The organism is Rhodopirellula sp. P2, from assembly GCF_028768465.1.
Lineage (GTDB): Bacteria > Planctomycetota > Planctomycetia > Pirellulales > Pirellulaceae > Rhodopirellula.
The window spans coordinates 5,016,769-5,036,495 of the sequence record NZ_CP118225.1 but is presented as its reverse complement, the minus strand read 5'-3'; the positions used below and the strand labels follow the sequence as shown (position 1 = coordinate 5,036,495).

The following is a 19,727-nucleotide window of genomic DNA, read 5'->3' as shown; positions in this document are numbered from 1 at the left end:
CGAGTGTTTCAAATTGAATCAAAACGTGGCAGCGTTACGGGGACCTGTTGCGATCCGAATTTTTGGCGAATCCGGCGACGGGATCAGACCGCAAGCGTAATGGACAAGGCAACGAGTCCTTTGCGTGGGTTCAGTGATCGGACTCGTCAGAGCGGCTGCTCGTTCGTCGCCAAGTGTTTTTCAAAGAAGGCGAAAACCAACGAATTCGAATCCGCGTTAGGCGAGTGATCCGGACGATTCGTCATGGCAACCCGGTCATTGTGCCCCAGCAGTTGATTGATGGCGACCGAATGATTGAGTGCTGCCCAGCGACGAATCGGATCAGCCGAGCCGCCCGAAACCAGGAATGGACGTGGCGCCATCAAGGCATGCAGTTCATGCAAGTCGTGACCCTTTGTCACCAATTTCGGATACAGCCCATGAGCCGGATTGTCGTCGGTGATCATCCCGCGTTTGCGCCACGGTCGTGGGTGATAGCCCAGATACCACGGTTCCCAGTAGTTCACGCCTGCCATCGTTTCATCGAACACGATACCGGGGTCCGACCACGCCCCACAAGCGAAACGCTCGGAAAGGCACGCGGCAAACATCGCCCACTTGCCGCCGAAGGAGTGCCCCACGACCCCAATTCGATTCGCGTCGACTTCGGGGCGGTCGGCCAACACTTGCCAAGCATTCGCGGCGGCGTAGGCAAGCATCGACAAGGGTTGAACCGACGCGTCGTCAATTGACGGGTGATACAGAGCATACGTTTTAGCTTGCGACGCCTCCGTCGTGCCGATCGACAAAGTCACGAAGCCACGACGTGCCAACTGCAACGCGAAATCGCGATGAGGTTTTCCTTCGCCGACGCCTGTTTCAGGTTCGTAGAAGACTGAGAGGACAGCGGGCAAACCTTTCGATTGGGACTCTGTGGTGTTGGGAATCAAAAGGTACCCGGTCGTCTTCTCCGTGGGCGTCCATTGGAATTCGACGGTGTGCTTCGTCAACGTGCCGTCTTGTTCCGATTGAATGATTTTGGCTTGAGGATCGGTGATCAACGCAGGCCACTCGCCCAGCATGGTTTCCCATCGGGAACGAATCTCGTCCCGTCTTTTCGGCCACTGGTTTGCTTGCGTGATCTGAGTCCCGTTCTCAAAGACCAGGGGAGACCGGTAGTCACCGAACTCTTCGGCGAGGCTCTTCGGTGGTTGGCAATACGCGGTTGGATCGGCTTCGATTCCCGGTGTGCTTTCCAATGATGCGAGTTCATTGGGTTGGTTCCATTTCAGCTTGGCCACAAAGATTCGGTTGTCGCTGCCGTGTTTCTCGACACCTTGGGGTTGCATCCATTCGGTGACCGTCACCCAAGTCTCATTCTTGGAGTAACGAGTGACGCCGAAGTTGCCCAAGCGGGCTCCGTGTTCTGGAACCAACACTCGTTCGGTTGATCGAATGACCTGCAACTTGTCGGGATCGACACGAGCGATGAAAAGTGGAGCCCGGTGGCGAAACACATGATCGTTGTTCGCTCCGCGACGCGTGTAGACCAAGAACAGCCCATCACTGTGAGTCACCCAGTGCTGTTGCGTGTTGTAGTTTCCCAGTTCTTCTCCATCATCAAACGTCCAGCGTTGGGGAGTTTCAAAATGCAGGCCATCATCGCTGGTGGTGACATATCCATGTTGGTCGTTGCGAAGCGTGAGGTAGAACCGATCCTTGAAGTGGGTCAGGGAAGGTTCGACGAAGCCCCGGTCGACCGGGATGGTCATCGCATTGCCATGCTCGACATAGTGCAGCGTCTCGCCATCGAAGCGACAACGCACGACCAGGGACGAGTACTGTTTTTGGTTCGGCTCTTTGCAGTACACCGGCACCAACACGTCGCCTCCGGGCAGGTCAACTCGCTGGGCACTGCCGGAACCCGCACTTTGAAACCGCAGTTCATCGGGGAGCTGGACGACTTTCCAATCGTCCCACGTTTCATTCTTTGGGTTCATCACGCTGTACGCGATCCCGCGTGGCCGCACATGCATGACACGATTGTTTCTGTACCAGACTGTTTGCCCAATCCCGAGCAGACGCTGGCTCGCCGCATGCCACTGGGGCACGAAGTCACAGACGGTGGTTTCGTCGCCTTCTTGCAACAACTCCTGTGCCCCTTCACCGCCGCGTGGGATGACATCGCTCTGAACTTTCTGGCGAGAAAACGAGTCGATGGGGCTCAGTTTGGTCCATGATTCGGATCCCGCTGACGTTCGAGATTCATGCAGGCGGTAAAAGACGTCCGATCCCGAGAGCAGCAACTTTTGAGTGGTCATGACCGAGGTGGGATCACCATTGGATTCCGGGATTGCTCCGACACGGGCATGCACCCAGCATTCCTTGCCGTCAAAGCCTTCGTGGGCAACGTCCAAGGAGATGGAATAGTCCAGCGAGTCCATCTTCGCCTTTTCTGCAGCCTTGCCGCCGCTGGCCGAGACCTCATCGCCCTCGTAGAACCACGACACCGGAATTCGGGTCAGTTGCAACGAGTTCAACCGTGGATACTCGCAATGTGCAAGCAAAACATGGTCGTCAACAAACTCGATCGCGGTGTAGCAATACCAGCCCTCCGGATCGGTTCCGACGTTGCGGACGTTCTGCCACGATTGCCCATCATCCTTGGAGATCGCGGCGGTGAATGGGCGTCTTCCAACGGGCTGCTTCGGTGACAATTCGTCGTCGCCATTGTTCCACAGCATCAACAGGTCGCCGGTGGACGGAATGCGTTCGATCGAGGCGGGCGAAACGGTGGGCTGAGTGAAAGTAGACCGCGTCAGTTCGGACCACGTCTCACCTTGATCGCTTGAATAGGACAGCAATTGGCAATCGCCACTTCGGCAGAACATCATCAGCCGACCATCGCTCAACTCAACGACGCCAGGTTCCTGTGCCAACGACTCGGACGACAATGCCGTTTCGCTGCGTTGCCACGTCGCACCGCCGTCATCGGAAAGGTAGCAAACCATCTCGGCGGATTTGCGGTAAGCAGGCCAGCCAACGCGGTAATGGACCGCGAGTGGGACCACCAAGCGACCGCTGCGAAGCTGGATCACTCGGTCATTGTTCAGGATGCTGTAGGACGGATTGTCTTGGGGGACAACGCGAGTTGGTTCTGACCAGGTTTCCCCTTCGTCCGAACTGGTTCGCATCATGATGTCGTCCAAGAACAAGTGCTTGGCTTCGGGCGTCGGATCGTACTTGCGGATGTAAAACAATCCGAGGCGGCCATCCTGAAGCCGCAACAGGGACACGGACATCAAGTTGGAGTCGTTGTCTCCGCGTGCGATCACGGATTTGTCTTCTTTCGTCCAAGTCACACCGTTGTCGGCGGACACTCTGGAAACCAACTCCGCTGGGGCGTGGTCGCCTGACTCGACAAACTTGGTGTAGACCAACAGCAGGCGTCCATCCTTCAACCGAACAAAGTCCCCTTCGCTGTTGCGAGCGTTGCCGGGGCGTGGCCCGATCCGCAGGACCTTCTCGACTCCCTCAGGAACACCGGTGGGAGGTCGCTGGGCCAAGCCGGTGGCACAGGTCAACATTCCAACCAAAAGGGCTGCGAATGCGCGTGTGGTCAAAGCACGGGGAGGCATCGTCGGCCGAGGCATGGCTCTTCCAATCAGTGGGGATTCGTCGCCGCATCCAGGCAGGCCGGTGTTCAGGCAGGCCGGTGTTCAGGTCAACGGAAGTGACCACGGATTCGGACGGTGGGCGACAAAGGTGGGGCGGGTGTCAAACAGGCAGGAATCGCGTTTGCGATCGAAGTCGCATGATAGTGCATTTTGAGCGTCGGCATCGCTTTGGTCAGTGATTTCCCATACGGATTGGATGTGGTTGCGGGCTGCTCCCTACCGCTCTGGTTAGATCATGCGTTTTGTGCATGCGAAAGATGTGGTAAATGCATTGGACGTTTCTGCTCCCGGCCCGATACTAGGACGTGACCCACTTGCCCCGAGCGAATCAGCTTGGGAATCGTTTGCAACTTTCCTGAGGACGCGGACCATGAATTCCATCGAAAACAACACGACGCAACCACCAACAATGGCGAATGTCTGCCGGCAATTCGCGAAGCGAATTTTTCGCGGCCCCGTTTCGATTCGGCCGCTCGTGCTGACCGTCGGATGTCTGGCCGCCTCCAGCACCGCTGGGTTGATGGCTGAAGAGACGTCCGTCAAATCGGCAACGTCACAAGCGGACGCAATCAGCCAGTGTCCGGTGATGGGAAATCCAGCCGGACCAAATCGGCACACTGTCGCTGGGGCGATGGGCAACGGCGATTGGTGGCCCAATCAATTGAACCTCGACATGCTTCATCAGAATTCGATGAAGAGCAATCCGATGGGAGCGGACTTTGACTACGCCGCTGAATTCAACTCGTTGGATTTGGCTGCGGTCAAAGCGGACATCAAGGGATTGATGAAGACCTCGCAAAACTGGTGGCCATCTGACTATGGTCACTACGGGCCGTTGTTCATTCGGATGGCTTGGCACAGCGCTGGGACCTACCGCGTGTCCGATGGACGCGGCGGTGCATCCGATGGCACGCAACGTTTCGCACCGCTGAACAGTTGGCCTGACAATGCGAACCTGGACAAGGCCCGTCGATTGCTTTGGCCGATCAAGCAGAAGTACGGCAGCAAGATCTCTTGGGCCGATTTGATGGTGCTGACCGGCAACTGTGCTCTCGAAGACATGGGGTTCGAAACGTTTGGATTTGCTGGCGGCCGCGAAGATGTCTGGGAACCGCAGAAAGATGTTTACTGGGGCCCGGAAACCTCGTGGCTCGGTGACAAACGATACAGCGGAGATCGCGATTTGCAGAACCCGTTGGCTGCGGTGCAGATGGGATTGATTTACGTCAACCCGGAAGGCCCGAATGGCAAACCCGATCCGATCGCGGCGGCCAAGGACATTCGCGAAACGTTTGCGCGGATGGCAATGAACGATGAAGAAACCGTTGCCTTGATTGCGGGTGGCCACACGTTCGGCAAGTCCCATGGTGCGGCGACTCCGGAAGGCAACGTGGGACCTGAACCGGAAGGCGAAGGCTTGGCCGCGCAGGGTCTGGGATGGATCAACACGCACGGGACTGGCAACGCGGGTGACACAATCACCAGCGGCTTGGAAGGTGCCTGGACGTCGACGCCGGCCGAGTGGTCGCATGGGTACTTCGAGAACCTGTTTGGATACGAGTGGAAACTCGTCAAGAGTCCCGCCGGTGCTTGGCAGTGGACGCCCACCGACGAGAAAGCCAAGGGCACCGTGCCGGATGCCCACGATGCCTCGAAGTCACACGCGCCGATGATGTTCACCACCGACTTGGCTCTTCGAATGGATCCGGAATACGGCAAGATCTCGCGTCGATTCCATGACAACCCAGAGCAGTTTGAAAAGGCATTCGCGAAAGCGTGGTACAAGCTCACGCACCGAGACATGGGGCCCGTTTCGCGATTGCTCGGCGACAGCGTTCCTGAACCGCAACTGTGGCAGGATCCGATTCCCGAAGCCAGCTTTGATGTGATCGGAGCGAAAGAGGTCGAGCAACTCAAGCAAAAGATCCTCGCGACCGGATTGTCATCGTCTCAGTTGGTTTCCACTGCCTGGGCGTCGGCGTCCACGTTCCGCAACAGTGACATGCGCGGCGGAGCCAACGGGGCTCGGATTCGCTTGGCACCTCAGAAGGACTGGGAAGCGAACGAACCATCCGAATTGGCCAAGGTGCTTTCCACGTTGGAAGTCGTGCAAAAGGAATTCAACGGTTCGCGGAAAGACGGCAAACAAGTTTCGATGGCAGACCTGATCGTGCTCGGAGGTTGTGCTGGTGTCGAAGCCGCGGCAATGAAGGCGGGACATGCGATCCAAGTCCCGTTCACGCCCGGTCGCACCGATGCGACGCAGGAGATGACCGACGTGGAGAGCTTTGAACCGCTGAAGCCAATTGCCGATGGGTTCCGCAACTACCAAGGTCACAACGCGGACCGTCCCGCGGAAGAGATGTTGGTCGATAAAGCCAACTTGCTCTCGCTGACGGCCCCTGAGATGACGGTGTTGATTGGCGGGATGCGAGCCCTCGACACGAACGCTGGTGCCGGTCCGCTCGCTGACTTGGGCAAATTGACCAAACGCCCCGGTGCGTTGACGAACGACTTCTTCGTGCACTTGCTGGACATGAACACGGTCTGGAAGCAATCACCGATGTGTGAGCACTTCTTCGAGGGCCGCGATCGTGAATCAGGCAACCTGAAGTGGACCGCCAGTCGTGTGGATCTCGTCTTCGGATCCAATTCGCAATTGCGAGGAATCGCCGAGGTCTACGCCAGCGAAGATGCGAAGGAGAAATTCGTGGAGGACTTTGTTGTCGCTTGGACCAAAGTCATGAACCTTGATCGGTTCGATGTCAAAGACGCGACGGCGGATGACACGCAAGTCGCCACGAAGTGATCCCACGCAGCCAACAATGAAAGCCGTCGCGTCGCCGGATCATGGTGTCCATGCATGGAAGCTCCATGGCATGGAACGCGCCCCTCTCCCATCAGAGATGATCTTCGGTTTGGTCGCTCGACGGTTTGTCAGGTCGTTGCGAACGCTATCGCCCCGAGTCCAATTCTTGCGACAAGTCCGATGGCGAGCATCAGGACGGGGATCTTCAGTTCTTGGAAGTTCAGGAACCCGTAGATCAAGCAGACGGGCGAAATGATCAAGCACCCAAGACCCCAGAGGATTTCGCCTTCACTGAATGCCATCACCGTGATCCAAAGCCAGCCAACGACACTGGCGGCCATTGCCGTCATGGCCAGAATGTTGAGAAGAATTTCCATGAGTGAGTCCAGATGGCAAGACATTGTTGTAGGCGTGAAGTCGAAAAACGACCGGGCGGCATTGTATCACGACCACCCGACGGGTGGGGCCACGTCCATTGTGTTGTCTCGCTGCGGCTTCAGTACCGTTCCGCTTGGACTGGGGGGGCTTCTTTGACGATGGATCGCTGCTGGCGAATGTGGGTGATCAATTCTGCAACACCCGCTGACAAGGTCCAGATGGCAGAAATGCTGGCGAGTCCTGGCGCGACAAGCTGGAACAATCCAAGCCAGCCGATTTCGTCCACCCATGGAATGAGGTTGCCTGCCTCATCGAAGGACCTGCGTCTGGGCATTGCCGGAACCATCACCCACGACAACGGAGCACCGATCGCAACGGACCAAAGGAAACCATTGCGACAGCCAATCAAGAAGGCGCGGCCCCGGGAACGGAACTCCGGCTTTCGATCGTTCCCGTTCGGCATCTCGAGTGGCGGCGCGAAGGGATCCGGGTTGGTTCGCAATTCTTGTTGCTCGTTGATGTCGGGAATCATGATGCCTGTTCGGAGTCAACGTTGGACAGGTGGCACCACGCGATGGGCGCCAGCCGGATGGGGCGGCCATTTCAATGGAAGCCACCGTTGCGCTCACTGCGAGGTTGGTTCCAAAGCATTGGGTTAGGTGAGAACTCTGACTCGGCCCACGACTGAACGTCTTTGCGACGGGGCATTCTTATCATCGCGGAGCGTCGGAAGTGCTTCAAGCGATTGCATTGGGTTTGTGTGTCAATCCCCGCTGACGTGGTCGCGACGACCCGATCCAATGCATTGCTTCTGACTTCAACGTCTCGGCTGTGTGCATGCATTCTGACCAACCCAACGAGGGACGCCCAGTGCGTCCAAGGTATTCGAACTTTCCCTTCGATCCTGCTGCGGTGCCATTCTTCTACGGCACGGTGGTCTTGGTGTGTGGAACGTTGGGCGTGTTGGCGAGCGCGCCGGGGCAAACCGTGGGCGTGTCGGTGTTCACCGATTTTCTGATCGATGCCCACAAGTTGTCTCGCAGTTGGATCAGCTTCGCCTATTTGGCTGGAACGATTGGCAGCGCGGTGTTGATCAGTCGCGCCGGACGCTACTACGATCGGTTCGGTGGACGGTGGGTTGCTGCCGGTTCGGCCGCGATGTTGGCAGTCGTGCTGATGGGAATGAGCTTCTCGGACTTGATCGCGGGGGCGGTCGCCTCCGTCTTGCCTGGTGGCTACCGAGACGGTGTGTCGTTCGCTGTTTTGACCCTCGGCTTCTTTGCGATGCGTTTCTTCGGCCAGGGCATGCTGACGTTGTCGTCTCGCAACATGGTTTTGGAGTGGTTCGAACAACGACGCGGGATGGCACTGGCATTCATCGGGATCTCGATTTCGTTTGGGTTTTCAATCACACCGGCGTTTTTCGAGTGGTTGATCCAGCGTGGTGGATGGGCCTGGGCATGGCAGACGATTGCTGTGATTGTGGCGGGGTTTGCTGTGATCGCAATCGTCTTCGCTCGATCACGTCCCGAAGAGCATGGGATGATTCCCGATGGTCCGTTTGCGAAACAAGACCGCAAGACGCACGCGGAAACGGTCCGTGGTCGCCAGTTCACGCTTTCCGAAGCCCGGCGAACGTACAGCTTTTGGGTGTTCACGTTCAGTGTGGTGCTGTCGGGATTGTTGTTGACAGCGTTCTCGTTCCACGTGGTCTCCATTTTCGCGGACGCAGGGATGTCACGGGGGCGGGCGGTTTCGATCTTTGTGCCTGCGGCATTCGTCAGCGTGGTGGTCGAGTTCGTCGGCAGTTGGCTCAGCGATTTTGTCAAACTGAAGTACCTCGCGATGGTGCAGTCGCTCGGCAGTTTGATACTCGCGTTGAGCTTGGCGTTTTTAGGCGACAACGTTTCCATCGTGTTTGTGGTGTTGGGCATGGGGCTGATGCAAGGCATGTTCGGCATCATCTCTGGTGTCACCTGGCCTCGCTTTTTCGGTCGCATGCACCTCGGTGCGATCTCGGGTTTTTCGACGTCGATCGTCGTCGCGGGAACCGCGATTGGTCCTTACTTGTTCAGCGTTGCCCACGACCAAGTCGGTGCCTATCGACCCGCAACGTTGCTGTGTGCTGTCGCGGCCGTGGTTTTGATCGCGGCGTCCTGGCGAGCCGATCGCCCGGTGTGAGCAAGAAAGTGGTTCTCGATGCTGCGATACGGCGTTGGTCGCCCGGTGGCATACAGTTGCCTGCGGCTCCGGACGCGGTTGGTGTGGGGCAGCCACAGAGGTCACTGAGAGCACCGAGGTGATTCTCCGTCGATTTGGACATGAGCTCAGCCGTCACTTTGTCTCTGTGAACTCGGTGTCCTCGGTGGCAAACAACCGCCACGAGCACTCACGCTCACTTGGCAGACCTACGAGTTGGCAGCGAAAGTTCAAGTTGGCCATTCGCCATTGATGTGGACGGCTTGCACCGTTCCGCGAGGAAGCTTCACCTTTTGACGCTCACTCGCTCAGTTGGTGGTAGCCAATGCTGATTCGCTTCGTGTGCGATATAGAAACGCGTCGGACGTCAGCAATGATACCAGCAGGGCTTTCATGCTGCCGTTGTTGTCTCGGTAGGCTCGATGGGCAGCTTGCAAAACGGGAGCGTCATTGAGCGTCTCGTTGCGACCCATCCAGAACCGAAACGCGTGGCGCACGAAAACCTGTTCGACGCGTTCGCTTTCGCCCAGTTTTTGAATCAGCTCGAAGGCGTTCGCGACTTTGCCGTCCAGTTCTGGATCTCCCGAATCGATGATCTCACCTGTCGTGTCGACGGGCTGGCGATGTTCGAATTCGCGATACAGTCCCGCGTGATTGTACATTTCAAACGGGAATCCCAGCGGGTCCATCTTTCGATGGCAGGTCCAGCAGTAGTCTTCCCGTGTGACTCGCATGCGTTCCCGAAGCGGTGTCCGGGGTTCGTCCGGCAGCATCGCGTCGACCGTGATGGGGACATCCGGAATCGCACCGCCGATCAGTCGTTCCTGAATCCAGCGACCGCGACGGATGACGTGATTGTCCATCGCGTCCGAATGAGAAACCAGCCAACTCGGATGGGTCAGGATGCCAAGTCGTTCGCCTTCGCGAGCGGTCGCGAGAACCCGTTCAGGTTTCATGGAACCGCGACCGAAACTTCGCCGGCTCACCCGAGCGTAGATTTCCGGTCCGGTTAAGTTGGCTTCTGTGACCGCGTGATTGATCTTTGGTTTCTTCTTGGCATTCGCGGCATCGGGCGGTTCCTTGCCGGGATTGGCTTTCTTCCATGCGGTTAGTGCGAGAGCCTCTTTCTTCGCGGCAGCTTTTTCGGCGGCGACCGAGGCAGCCATCTCTTCACGAGAACGCTGTTTGCCGAAGTACGTGTTGTCGGCCTTGCCAGCGACCACTTGGTCGGTCGTCAGCAACCGCTTCAAAACATCAGTGTCTTCTTGCAGGATCAGTTCGATCAATCGATCCGTGCTGGCGGTCGCATCGAACATCGCGTTGTAATGAGCGACGCCCTTGTTGTTGACACCTGTTTCGCCAAGTGCGCGCGTGTCTTTGCAGATGTAACCGCCAAGGTCGTAATCGAAGTATTCACGGAAGAAACGAAGGAGTCTTGGTTTTCGGATGCTGTCATCAGCCAGCATGCGTTCGACTTCACGCTTCACATCATCCCGAGTTCGCATGCGTCCGTCGACAATCGATTGCCGCAGTTCAGCGTCCGGTTGGATGTAGCGCAGAGCATGATTGACCGCCAGTCCAAGTTCCCAATCCTGCAGCATGACCCGGCCGTGTTCGTCAGCTTCGCCTTTCTCAACCAACTCCGGCCGGAAGAGCGAGTCACGATCGAGGAAGATCGCTGAGAGGCCGAGGACGGCACCGTCCTTCCTACCCAGCTTTTCAATGGATTGCTCGACAATCTCCATGTAGCGATTGGATTCGGTTTTTGTCGGCGGTCGAAAGGTCAACGCTTCGAATAGGAAATCCACTGCGGAGTGCACGTGTTCTTCCGTGGGGGCGTCTTCCTTCATCAAGTCATAGACCGGAGTGATGGGCCGCGTGACTTTGGTGCTGTAGACCAAACTGGTCGGCAAGCCCCGCAGATCGCCCTGCATCTTGTCGGCGATCGATTCCGGATCATCGGTGATCTGGTAGGGCTCAGCGATGCTGAGCGGGCCATCGACCATGTAGCGGAGGATGTCACCGGCAATCCCCATGATCTGGGTTGCTTCCGCGCTGTTGACAGGTGAGAAGTCGGGGTAGTTTTCCAGCCCATGATCGCGGGGCGATGACAGCACCGCAGGGACGCTTTTGACCGCGGTCGCGTAGGCGACGGTCCCGCCCTGCCATTTAATGATGCGGTCCACACCGAAATAGAGTTTGAGTTCGCCACCGTGGTTGGTGGGCACAGCGTCGCCGTGGGCACGCAGTCCCGGTTTGGCGGGATCGTATTCCGGCTCTGCGTTGAACAGATCATTCAGTCGCGTGATATGTTCGTCAGGCGTGAGCCGCCAAATGCGTGCGGGCGAGGAAGTGGGAACGAGCTGGATGCCCTCTGGCAATGAACCGAACAGCAGATCGTGATCGAGGAAGTTGCCTTTGTTGGGATCGCGGTGAGCGTGGAAACCGCCTTTGTCCTGCATGGCATCTGAAAGTTCACCGACGATCCAGTCCGAGAATTTCAACCGCTCAATCACCTCGGGCTGGGACATGTCCGGAGGCGGCATTTCCTGCAGGCTGACCTGAGCCCAGACGCTGGTCCACACACTCGCGTTGATTGCGTCGACCGGTCCCAGGTTCTCCAGTGAGAGATCGCCCTCTGGATCGGACTCACCATGACAATCGATGCAGTGGTCCGTCAAAAACGGCTCCGCAAATCCCGCGAAGTCTTGGTCGATCGGTTGACCTGGCGTGTACGTTTCGGCGCGGGCCAACGGGCCAATGCCGAACAACACAATCACCAATGCAAGCAACCGTGGGCAATCACTTCGACGAGACTTCATCATTGCTATGCCAGCACTTCTTTGAGTGGACCGTTGCTGTCGTCATACTTCTTCGCCATCTTGTCATCCATGTTGAAGCGGTCGACGTTTTGACCGGCGGCACGCAACAGAGATGTGTAGAGCGCGTTGATCGGACGCTTGCCCTCGATTTGTGTGAAGCAACCGCTTTTGAACGCCCCATCGAGGTTGCCCAGCAGCATGACCGGCCAGTTCGCTCCGTTGGTGTGCTGTTTGTCGGCGTTGTTGCTGGTGTACACGATCAGAGTGTTGTCCATCATTGTGCCGCTGCCTTCGGGCACGCTGTCCAGTTTTTCCATGATCCGAACTAGCATGCGGCTGTTGTACTGCCGGATTTTGATCCAGATCGGATTGTCGGGCTGGTCCATGTGTCCCAAGTTGTGGCCTTGTTGTTCGATACCCAGACCTTTCCAAGCACCGAAGATTTCGCCGCGTCCGGAACCAATGGTCAGCGTGTTGGTGATGCCGGACGAGAGAGCGGAGATTCCTAGGTCGAGCAGCCGATCATGCCAGTCGGTTTCAAACTCAGGGTTGCTGTATCGCTCATCCACTTCCGGTGCAAACTTCCGCAGGTGATCGGAAACGGTGTCCAGCCGATCTCGCAATCCGTTGACCTCTTGGAAGCCTTGAACGAATTGGCCGTAGCGTTGTTGATCGGATGGCGGGAGCGATTGTCCTTTGCTCGCAGCCAGCAATTCGATTTGGCTGAGCACGCTCGATCTCGCCTCGTGTTGCAATCGAATGTCGCCTGATGAGATGCCGCCGTAGAGCATCTGATAGAGATGATTCGGGTTGGAATGCATGAAGATGGGCGATCCCGCACCGCTGGCTGACAAAGTCGCGATGGTGGGTTTGGTCTTCATGTTCTCGATCGAGTCCATGCCGATGCACAGGTGCGGCAGCAATGTCTGCGGCAAAACCTTGCTCAGTTCATAATCGATCGTCGAGCCACTCGGCGGCACCCCGTCACTGCCACGGTACCCACCCAGTGCGCCAAAGAACGCACTGTGCGAGGGGCTGGTGTGAAGGCCGTGCAAACCATTGATGATGTGCAGTCGTTCTTTGTAGGGCTCCAACGCACTGATAGGCTCGGGCAGTTTCGCTTTGCCGAGGGATCCACTGTGCTTCATCCCAGCCGGAATGCAGGTTTTGGGATCGAATCCCTGGTTCTGCATGAAGAAGATGATTCGCTTGGGAGTCGAGTTCGCATTGGCAGATGCGAGCAGACGCTCAGGGCAAAGTGGGGCAGCGAAGGCGGCACCCGCGCCCGCTGCGATTCCTTGCAGCAGATTTCTACGACTGAGCATGATCGAACTTTCAACTTGGTTCACGGTCGATTGTTTTGAATCAACAGGTCTGACCGAACCCGAATGTTCTTCCGACGGTGCATCCTAATTTCACCTGCTCCGGCCGCGAAAGGCTCGAGCATGGAGGCGGCAACGGCACGCATAGCGTGGGTTGGCGAAAGGTGGAGGGAGCAAGGCAGGACGAAGGCGGGAGCGATGAATCGCTGTTGGAGACAATGTCTATAGCCTAGCTGTCTCGCCGGTTGCCACAACAGAGTTTTCGTGCGTGAAAACCTTGGGGCCTTGATGACGGGTTATCGCCAAGCTACCGGAAACCATTTTACCACTATTGGGCGAGGTTTGACAGTTTTTGTGCGACGGCGGCATTTTGAAGCCTTTCACGGCCTTTCGGCCAGGCAAAACGTATTCAGACGGAAACGCAGCGGAAGTGACAATCAGATCAGAATGTAGATCTGAGCGTCGGCCAAATCGCGGCTTCCCAGTTCAGCGAAGATGCTTTCGAGTTCTTCGTGAATCAGGCAAAGTGAGGAAGCTTCGTCCTCGGTGTCATCGACTGGTTCAGAGTCCACATCGGTTTCGTCTGTATCGTTGGTGGCCAGGTCGTCGGTCGCAGCATCCACGCCCATGCAACCAGCGAGGACACGACGATTCTCAAGGTTTTGGACGAACAAGCGACGACGGTTGGGGACGCGACGTTTCATGACTGTGTTCCTCGGTGGAGACAACTGACAAATGGTGCGAACCAAGATGTTCGCCATCATGAAGGGGACCGTCTGTTTCCGCGTTATCACGAGAATGCAAACGACGGACGACGATGCGATCGGATGTGTGACAATTCGGATTGGCATTTGTCCTTCTTGTAAGTGGGGATTGCTTCGCCGCCTTTTTAAACTTGCTTTTCGAACGCCGCCGAGGCAGCGTGATATGGCCGTCAACCATCGGACTGAATTGGCTGGGGGGCTGGTCTTGGTTCTGCTCATCACCCCTCTAGGAATGGCGGAGGATCCAGTCGCCGGACGTGAGTTGTTTGAGCGGGAATGGGGGGGCGAACGAGCATCGACATTCGATGAGTTCGACTCAGCCAGGCCGATGTTGTCGCCGAGAAGGAGGGGAGGCGAACGCCGGATGCGACACGGCCCTCGTCCGCCGCACCATGAAGAGGGACGGCATTGGACGTCCGCACGCCAAGTCGATGCGCAGAGTTTCCCTGCAGATGGCTTGGGCCCGATGCACAATGCCATCGTTCATGACGCCTCCACTCGTCCCGGTTATGCCGTTATCCGTCAACGTTTGACTGTCGGCGTTCCCAACGGGCTTCCTTCCGAGTGGTTCGTTCCGCAGCAGCGAAGCGTGGAGGCCATGGCGATTGCCGCGGAAGTGAGTTGTCCGAACGGTTCGCGAACCTGGATATCAAAGAGGCTTGAGGAAGATGTCTTTGAACTGCACCGTCATCGGTCGACCAGACCTCAATTGCAATCCCAAGATGCCCTTCAAATCGTAGTGTCCCTCTTCCTGGTCGATGAGTTCAGAAGAAACTCTTCCATTGATTCGTAGGGTGATGTGCTGGCCTTGGGCGGTGATGTGGTAGTCGTTCCATTCACCCTGCGGTTTCATCGTCACTTCCCCATCAAGGGCTGTGACCGTTCGTTTTCCCGACGGATCAATCACCGTTTTGGTTCCGTTGGCAGTCAGCAACTCCTCGCCGTCTCGTTTGTGCTGTTCATCACAGACGCCACCGAGGTAAGGCCCACTTTGGTAGATGTCCGCTTGATAGCCCACCGCCAATCCTTTGGGATCGATTTCGCTGCGAAACTGGACCCCTGTGTTGCAGCCATTTCCTGTCGCACGAAATTTGAGTTTCAATTCAAAGTCCGCCACGTCGCCACCCTGCCAAACAAGAAACTGGTTGGAAGTGCAGGGGATCTCTGGCGTGGACTCTCCGGTGATCGCGCCGTCTCGGACGGACCAGTATCGCATGTCCAAAGCCTTCCATCCGGTCAACGTCGAGCCATCAAAAAGGGATTGAAACTCATCTGCCTTCAGCGAGCTGACAGGAAGAAGAATCGCTAGCAACATGGACGGGAGGATGAGGCGCAAGCGTTCGTTCATGAGGGCATCCAAATGGAGGGAGGGAAGTTGGGCAGGAGGGAAACCGTTGGAAATGAGCGTCGAAGTCGTTCGTTGGCTTCTTCAGTCGGTTCGCGGGGAGGCGTCATTGTGTTGGCAAGTTGATTCGCTGGCAACGAATGCATGGCCCCCTTTGCACGCAGCACGCTTCCAGAAAATTCTCGCGTCTCACGTTGGATGCAATTCGTCGTTGGGGCTCCTCCCAGACCGACGAAATTCTTCGGGGCAATTGTTTGACCGAATGTGAAACGCTGGTCGGAGTCCATTCTTGAGGGCATACTATTTTGATTGGTTGGCAGAGTCGATTCCATCGCCAATGAATTCGCGGAATTTGGCAGGTCCACCATCCGCATCTCCGACGAGCAAGTAGAACAGCATCCCACAATCCGAGATGTCAGCCACATTCCCGCGGTGTGCTTTGAGCCTGGAGTACATCCAGCGGATGTCCTCTTGGGGGTGGTCTCGCATCCAGAACCAAACGGAGAAGTCATTGCCCGAATGCCACAGATGATTCGCGTTTCCCTTGTCGTTCTGGTCTTTGATCTTTGTGTACTGGATTCGATTCCCGCTGAGCTTCTGAATGTCGTTCCAGGTTCGATGATGGGGACGACGTTGTTCGTTTTCGTTGAACGCACTGTGTGACACCAAATGAACGTGCGATAGTGAATCCGCCTTGCCGCTTTGGACGACCTCTTCGACTGCGAGATAAACAAACTCCGACAGGCCAGCGTGAATGTAGTACAGCGGATCCTCTGCGGTCGACTTGGACATTTCCGTTGCCAAGGTTTGGATTGCCTGCCGTTGTTGCTTGGTCACATCAAAAAACACCTCGCGGTCAAACCCCCAATGCGCGACCACGCCATCCGCACTGATCTTGAGTTGGTTTTTGTCGTCGGGACCTGCTGGGGCATCGATGAAGTTGTTGTACGAACAGTGAACCAGTTTGTCCTGGAGTCCCAGTTTCGCAATGATCGCACAGGATGCAGGAAGGGCGCCCCAGTCATCTGGGTCTCCGGTGGGCCATTTGTATTCGTTGTCAGGTGCGCTGTTGCCGTCAAAGCTCATTGCAATTCGGTTGTGGTCATAACCTGACGATTCTGCATGACAAAAGGTCAGCGGGACAACAGCAGCGATCAGCAACGCGAGGATTCGTGTGTCTGGCATGACGGCGGGCCTGTTCGTGAAAAGTCGATTTGTTCGCAAGATCGCGGCAACTTGGACAATCCAAGAAAGCAGGGACCGACAACCTCGAACGACTTTGTGAAGTCGGTGGGGATTGTAGTGAAACGATGGTTGGGAGTGGTCGAATCAACGCCTGCGATTTCGTATGAGCGGTCGCTAGAGTCCTTCGAATGTTGGTTTTCGTGGGCCTTGGACCGAAGAGACAAATTCGATGCACTAAAAATCGCAGGGGACAGGTCTATCGATTGCGCGGGCGCTACGCATGGAAGCACGATGTGCTCTTCTTGGTAGGCGACAACACGGAGGCTTGGGACGATCTCGCATCGAGCAGTTGATGTGCAGCGATCGAAACCGTTTTCACAACCGCAAGAGAAGTTGTCCGGGTGGACCTTGATCGTAGCGGCCATGGGAGGTGTATTGGACGACGAAAACGATCGCAGTTGTACATCCCGGTAGGCGAGGCGGTTGGAGTCCTGGGAAAGTCGCAGACATCATCGACGCGACAGAAATGAAAGTGTGGACTCCGCCGGAACCATGTCGGCTAATTCATGGGGATGTTTCGTGTTGTGGACCGAAGGCGGCGTGGTAATACGCCAAGCCATTGGGAAGGTCCGCGTCATCAGACGGCGAAGCAGTGCGGAGGAAAAACACTTCCTGAGGCATGCCAGCAAAACCGTGCGAGACGGAGAATTCTTTTGCTGGGCGAAACCCAAATCGGGGGTAGTAGTCTGGATGCCCGGCAACAATCGTGAAGCGGTTGCCGAGTTCATCGAGGCGTCGGAGGCCTTCGTTGACCAGCATCGAACCAATGCCGCTGCGTTGACGCGAAGGATGCACTGACATCGGAGCTAGCCCCATGCCCCGCATGGGAGACCGCCGTGTCGGGGAAGCCAGTTCCGACGAATCCGTTAACAAAGAAGTTGGCTCGCGAATTTCTGCCCGCGAAAAAAGAATGTGTCCGACGACGCGTTGATCCACGATCGCGACCAATGAAAGTGTGTCAGCGCAGCATTCGCGAAGTGTCTCGATGAGGTCAGCCTCGCCCTGGTGGCCGAAGGTCGAAGAAGCAAAAGCTTCCATCGTCAATTGGCGAACCGCATCAAAGTGCTCGGGCTTTTCGGGGATGATCACGGAAAGGTAGCGTCAGAAGAAGTCGGATGGATTTGGAACATGGGCGAACGCCAACAGGCAGGCAGACAAGCTGCCAGCAAGTGGGCCCCATGCGTTTTTAATCGGAAGACAGCCCGCAGGAAAACTCACCGATTCGAATCGTGCCATTTTGTCGGAAGCGTGGATGCGGGCCGGCGAGCGTCTCAGGGACGACAATCAATCATTTTTCCGCCAACGATCCCGATCGTCGAGCCATTGGTTGAATTTCCTGTCCGCACTTCCATAGCTCGTCGAATCATCGTCGCCCAAACCAAGAGAGGCTTCCACGATTTTGATGCCGCCCAGCAGGATGAACCCCGCAGTTGCTTTCAGGCCATCACCGACGAATCTCCCCGTTGCTTTGGTTCTCTCTGCGAACGTGACTTTGAGTTTGGGGGCTGACGCAGCCGGTTCCGACGTCGCGGGTGTCGAAGACGAATAAGCAACCGGGAACGACGCAGGAATGACTGGAACCGATGTGTCGTAGACCACGGTTTTCAGGATCGCGTCCATCTCCGATGTGTCTTTGGGAGCAGATCTGCAGCCCGCAAACACAAGCATCACAACCAAAACGGCGGTCGTTTGGGGCAGTTGATTCATCGAAACCGCGTCTTGGTTGCATGAATGAGGAAAGGACTTCTTTCGCGTTATCAAAACTCCGGGGGGAGATGCAATGTCAGGTTGGGGGAATCCGAGACATGTTGTCTGGCGGAACAAGAATGGTGATGACGAATCGCTATTCGATAGCGAGCTTCATCAACGACTCTGTCAGCGAGGGTCTTGGCGGCTGCTGACCCTGCCGTGCTACTCGCAAGAAACGATCTGTTTGCAGCTGTTTGGTCGTACTTGGATTGATTCCGCAATCCGTCAACGATTCGATCGGCACCATTCGCTTCGTTGTTGATTCCGGTGATCTCCGCTCGTCTTCCTCGTAAGACGTCTGCGAGATGATTGGCTCCGTTCCGCAGCATTGGCTGGCCCGATGAATCGAATCGAGCACCAGACTTCGAAGTTCTTCATCCGTCGATTCCAGGGGCGATGGTACGAGATAGAAGGTGTCGTGATCTGGCTCGGCGCCGATACAGAACTGCAGGCGCGTGAGGATCTCCTCTCCGCATGGAAGTGGCTGAAAAGCCATGGCCAGACGTTCGCGATCGCATCGGAGATCGGCAAGAACGCCCGCCATGTCGTCCGGTTTTTTGAAGGAAGGAATCGCTGGGTCGTCGTGCAACCGGTGCCACAAATCCAGCCAATCCCTGGTGAAAGATTTCGTCATGATGGTTCGATTCAAATTTTGCTGGGCACGCTGGTTCGTTTCAAGTCCCAGCGGGTTTCAACGGCGACAAACGGCAAGATCCAAATTCTAGACTCTTGCTAGCCATCTGTGCGTCATGGCGTCGGTGGTGCAACGCGAAGTAGGTACAGAGAGTTGCTGTTGGCTCTGATGAAGATGGGCTCTGTGGTCCATCAATCCATCAAATCGATTGTGGCTGCTCGGACGCGGAGTCGTGCCCGTTTTCTGAGGCGGACAACTATCTGTACGCGGTGTAGAGGTAGCATCGCGAGTTGTTCGGATCGAACAACATTCCCAGGTTGCCGCCTCTCCGCGACAAGGCCACTCCGTAGCACAACAAGTTCGCATGGAATGCCTGAGCGTTCCCGAAGCGAATGGCAAATTCCCGCTGGCGTAAATCGAACGTCTGTTGCTGGATGAGCGGATCGTTGTCCGGATTGATGATCGGTGTTCCCGAAACAGGATCTGACCCGTTTAGGAAAGGACGTTCGGAACGCAGATTGGTGATGAATCGCTCGACGGCGGACTGGGGGCAGGTGAACACGGCAGTATGAAAACCCCCGTGTTCGGTAAGGACAATGTCGGAAGCCTCTGGAGGAAGCAGTAAATGCGAGCCGTCTGGCACTTCCGCGGCCGTTGGAAACGAGCGTTGAGTCGGACCACAACCGAACATCGGCAGTGTCGTGGCGATTGTCAGCAACAGTGTTCTCATGACATTCCACAGATTCGAAGAGCGTTTCGCACTTTCATCGGATCGGCCGAAAAAATTCGGGCAGTTCGATTTGT

13 protein-coding genes and 1 pseudogene are annotated in these 19,727 nt (G+C 56.5%); 3 read left to right on the top strand and 11 right to left on the bottom strand.

Annotated elements, in window-relative coordinates; all coding sequences use genetic code 11:
* Positions 1-146 precede the first annotated feature (146 nt).
* Positions 147-3,632: an exo-alpha-sialidase gene (locus tag PSR62_RS17785; protein WP_274404346.1), complete on the bottom strand. Its 3,486-nt coding sequence runs from the start codon at positions 3,630-3,632 to the stop codon at positions 147-149.
* A gap of 259 nt (positions 3,633-3,891) precedes the next feature.
* On the opposite strand from PSR62_RS17785, the gene katG reads away from it, so the two are divergent.
* Entirely contained in the window at positions 3,892-6,465 is a 2,574-nt protein-coding gene (katG, locus tag PSR62_RS17780) for a catalase/peroxidase HPI (RefSeq protein ID WP_274404345.1), read from the top strand.
* A gap of 128 nt (positions 6,466-6,593) precedes the next feature.
* On the opposite strand, the gene PSR62_RS17775 is transcribed toward katG, so the two are convergent.
* Both PSR62_RS17775 and PSR62_RS17770 read right to left on the bottom strand, forming a co-directional pair.
* The gene (locus tag PSR62_RS17775; RefSeq protein ID WP_274404344.1) at positions 6,594-6,842 is read right to left on the bottom strand and encodes a hypothetical protein; all 249 of its coding nucleotides are present in this window, start codon (positions 6,840-6,842) and stop codon (positions 6,594-6,596) included.
* 119 nt (positions 6,843-6,961) lie between these two features.
* Positions 6,962-7,375 carry a hypothetical protein gene (locus PSR62_RS17770; RefSeq protein ID WP_274404342.1) on the bottom strand — a complete coding sequence of 138 codons (414 nt, stop codon included), beginning with the start codon at positions 7,373-7,375 and terminating at the stop codon, positions 6,962-6,964.
* A gap of 268 nt (positions 7,376-7,643) precedes the next feature.
* On the opposite strand from PSR62_RS17770, the pseudogene PSR62_RS17765 reads away from it, so the two are divergent.
* Positions 7,644-9,024, top strand: a pseudogene (locus PSR62_RS17765) (MFS transporter).
* A 326-nt stretch (positions 9,025-9,350) separates the two neighbouring features.
* On the opposite strand, the gene PSR62_RS17760 reads toward PSR62_RS17765, so the two are convergent.
* The 7 genes from PSR62_RS17760 to PSR62_RS17730 form a co-directional block, all read right to left on the bottom strand.
* Positions 9,351-11,867 (bottom strand): DUF1588 domain-containing protein, encoded by a 2,517-nt coding sequence (locus PSR62_RS17760; protein ID WP_274404340.1) that lies wholly within the window; start codon positions 11,865-11,867, stop codon positions 9,351-9,353.
* A 2-nt stretch (positions 11,868-11,869) separates the two neighbouring features.
* Complete coding sequence (locus PSR62_RS17755) at positions 11,870-13,189, bottom strand: DUF1552 domain-containing protein (RefSeq protein WP_274404339.1); 1,320 nt, start codon at positions 13,187-13,189, stop codon at positions 11,870-11,872.
* Between the two features lie 434 nt (positions 13,190-13,623).
* Positions 13,624-13,890 (bottom strand): hypothetical protein, encoded by a 267-nt coding sequence (locus PSR62_RS17750; RefSeq protein WP_274404338.1) that lies wholly within the window; start codon positions 13,888-13,890, stop codon positions 13,624-13,626.
* Positions 13,891-14,599: 709 nt separating this feature from the next.
* Positions 14,600-15,298 carry a 3-keto-disaccharide hydrolase gene (locus tag PSR62_RS17745; RefSeq protein ID WP_274404337.1) on the bottom strand — a complete coding sequence of 233 codons (699 nt, stop codon included), beginning with the start codon at positions 15,296-15,298 and terminating at the stop codon, positions 14,600-14,602.
* Positions 15,299-15,595: 297 nt separating this feature from the next.
* Positions 15,596-16,480: a hypothetical protein gene (locus PSR62_RS17740; protein ID WP_274404336.1), complete on the bottom strand. Its 885-nt coding sequence runs from the start codon at positions 16,478-16,480 to the stop codon at positions 15,596-15,598.
* Positions 16,481-17,044: 564 nt separating this feature from the next.
* Positions 17,045-17,629, bottom strand: coding sequence for a GNAT family N-acetyltransferase (locus PSR62_RS17735; RefSeq protein WP_274404335.1), 585 nt, complete (start codon positions 17,627-17,629; stop codon positions 17,045-17,047).
* Positions 17,630-17,824: 195 nt separating this feature from the next.
* Complete coding sequence (locus PSR62_RS17730; RefSeq protein ID WP_274404334.1) at positions 17,825-18,247, bottom strand: hypothetical protein; 423 nt, start codon at positions 18,245-18,247, stop codon at positions 17,825-17,827.
* Between the two features lie 382 nt (positions 18,248-18,629).
* Here PSR62_RS17730 and PSR62_RS17725 point away from each other — a divergent pair, with 382 nt between their 5' ends.
* Positions 18,630-19,025, top strand: coding sequence for a hypothetical protein (locus PSR62_RS17725; protein ID WP_274404333.1), 396 nt, complete (start codon positions 18,630-18,632; stop codon positions 19,023-19,025).
* Positions 19,026-19,179: 154 nt separating this feature from the next.
* On the opposite strand, the gene PSR62_RS17720 is transcribed toward PSR62_RS17725, so the two are convergent.
* Positions 19,180-19,653: a hypothetical protein gene (locus PSR62_RS17720; RefSeq protein ID WP_274404332.1), complete on the bottom strand. Its 474-nt coding sequence runs from the start codon at positions 19,651-19,653 to the stop codon at positions 19,180-19,182.
* Between the last annotated feature and the right edge of the window lie 74 nt (positions 19,654-19,727).

Bases quoted from the DNA above. Each gene is read 5' to 3' on its own strand.
- PSR62_RS17785 (WP_274404346.1), bottom strand. From the start codon at position 3,632: ATGCCTCGGCCGACGATGCCTCCCCGTGCTTTGACCACACGCGCATTC.
- katG (WP_274404345.1), top strand. From the start codon at position 3,892: ATGCGTTTTGTGCATGCGAAAGATGTGGTAAATGCATTGGACGTTTCT.
- PSR62_RS17775 (WP_274404344.1), bottom strand. From the start codon at position 6,842: ATGGAAATTCTTCTCAACATTCTGGCCATGACGGCAATGGCCGCCAGT.
- PSR62_RS17770 (WP_274404342.1), bottom strand. From the start codon at position 7,375: ATGATTCCCGACATCAACGAGCAACAAGAATTGCGAACCAACCCGGAT.
- PSR62_RS17760 (WP_274404340.1), bottom strand. From the start codon at position 11,867: ATGATGAAGTCTCGTCGAAGTGATTGCCCACGGTTGCTTGCATTGGTG.
- PSR62_RS17755 (WP_274404339.1), bottom strand. From the start codon at position 13,189: ATGCTCAGTCGTAGAAATCTGCTGCAAGGAATCGCAGCGGGCGCGGGT.
- PSR62_RS17750 (WP_274404338.1), bottom strand. From the start codon at position 13,890: ATGAAACGTCGCGTCCCCAACCGTCGTCGCTTGTTCGTCCAAAACCTT.
- PSR62_RS17745 (WP_274404337.1), bottom strand. From the start codon at position 15,298: ATGAACGAACGCTTGCGCCTCATCCTCCCGTCCATGTTGCTAGCGATT.
- PSR62_RS17740 (WP_274404336.1), bottom strand. From the start codon at position 16,480: ATGCCAGACACACGAATCCTCGCGTTGCTGATCGCTGCTGTTGTCCCG.
- PSR62_RS17730 (WP_274404334.1), bottom strand. From the start codon at position 18,247: ATGAATCAACTGCCCCAAACGACCGCCGTTTTGGTTGTGATGCTTGTG.
- PSR62_RS17725 (WP_274404333.1), top strand. From the start codon at position 18,630: ATGAATCGAATCGAGCACCAGACTTCGAAGTTCTTCATCCGTCGATTC.
- PSR62_RS17720 (WP_274404332.1), bottom strand. From the start codon at position 19,653: ATGAGAACACTGTTGCTGACAATCGCCACGACACTGCCGATGTTCGGT.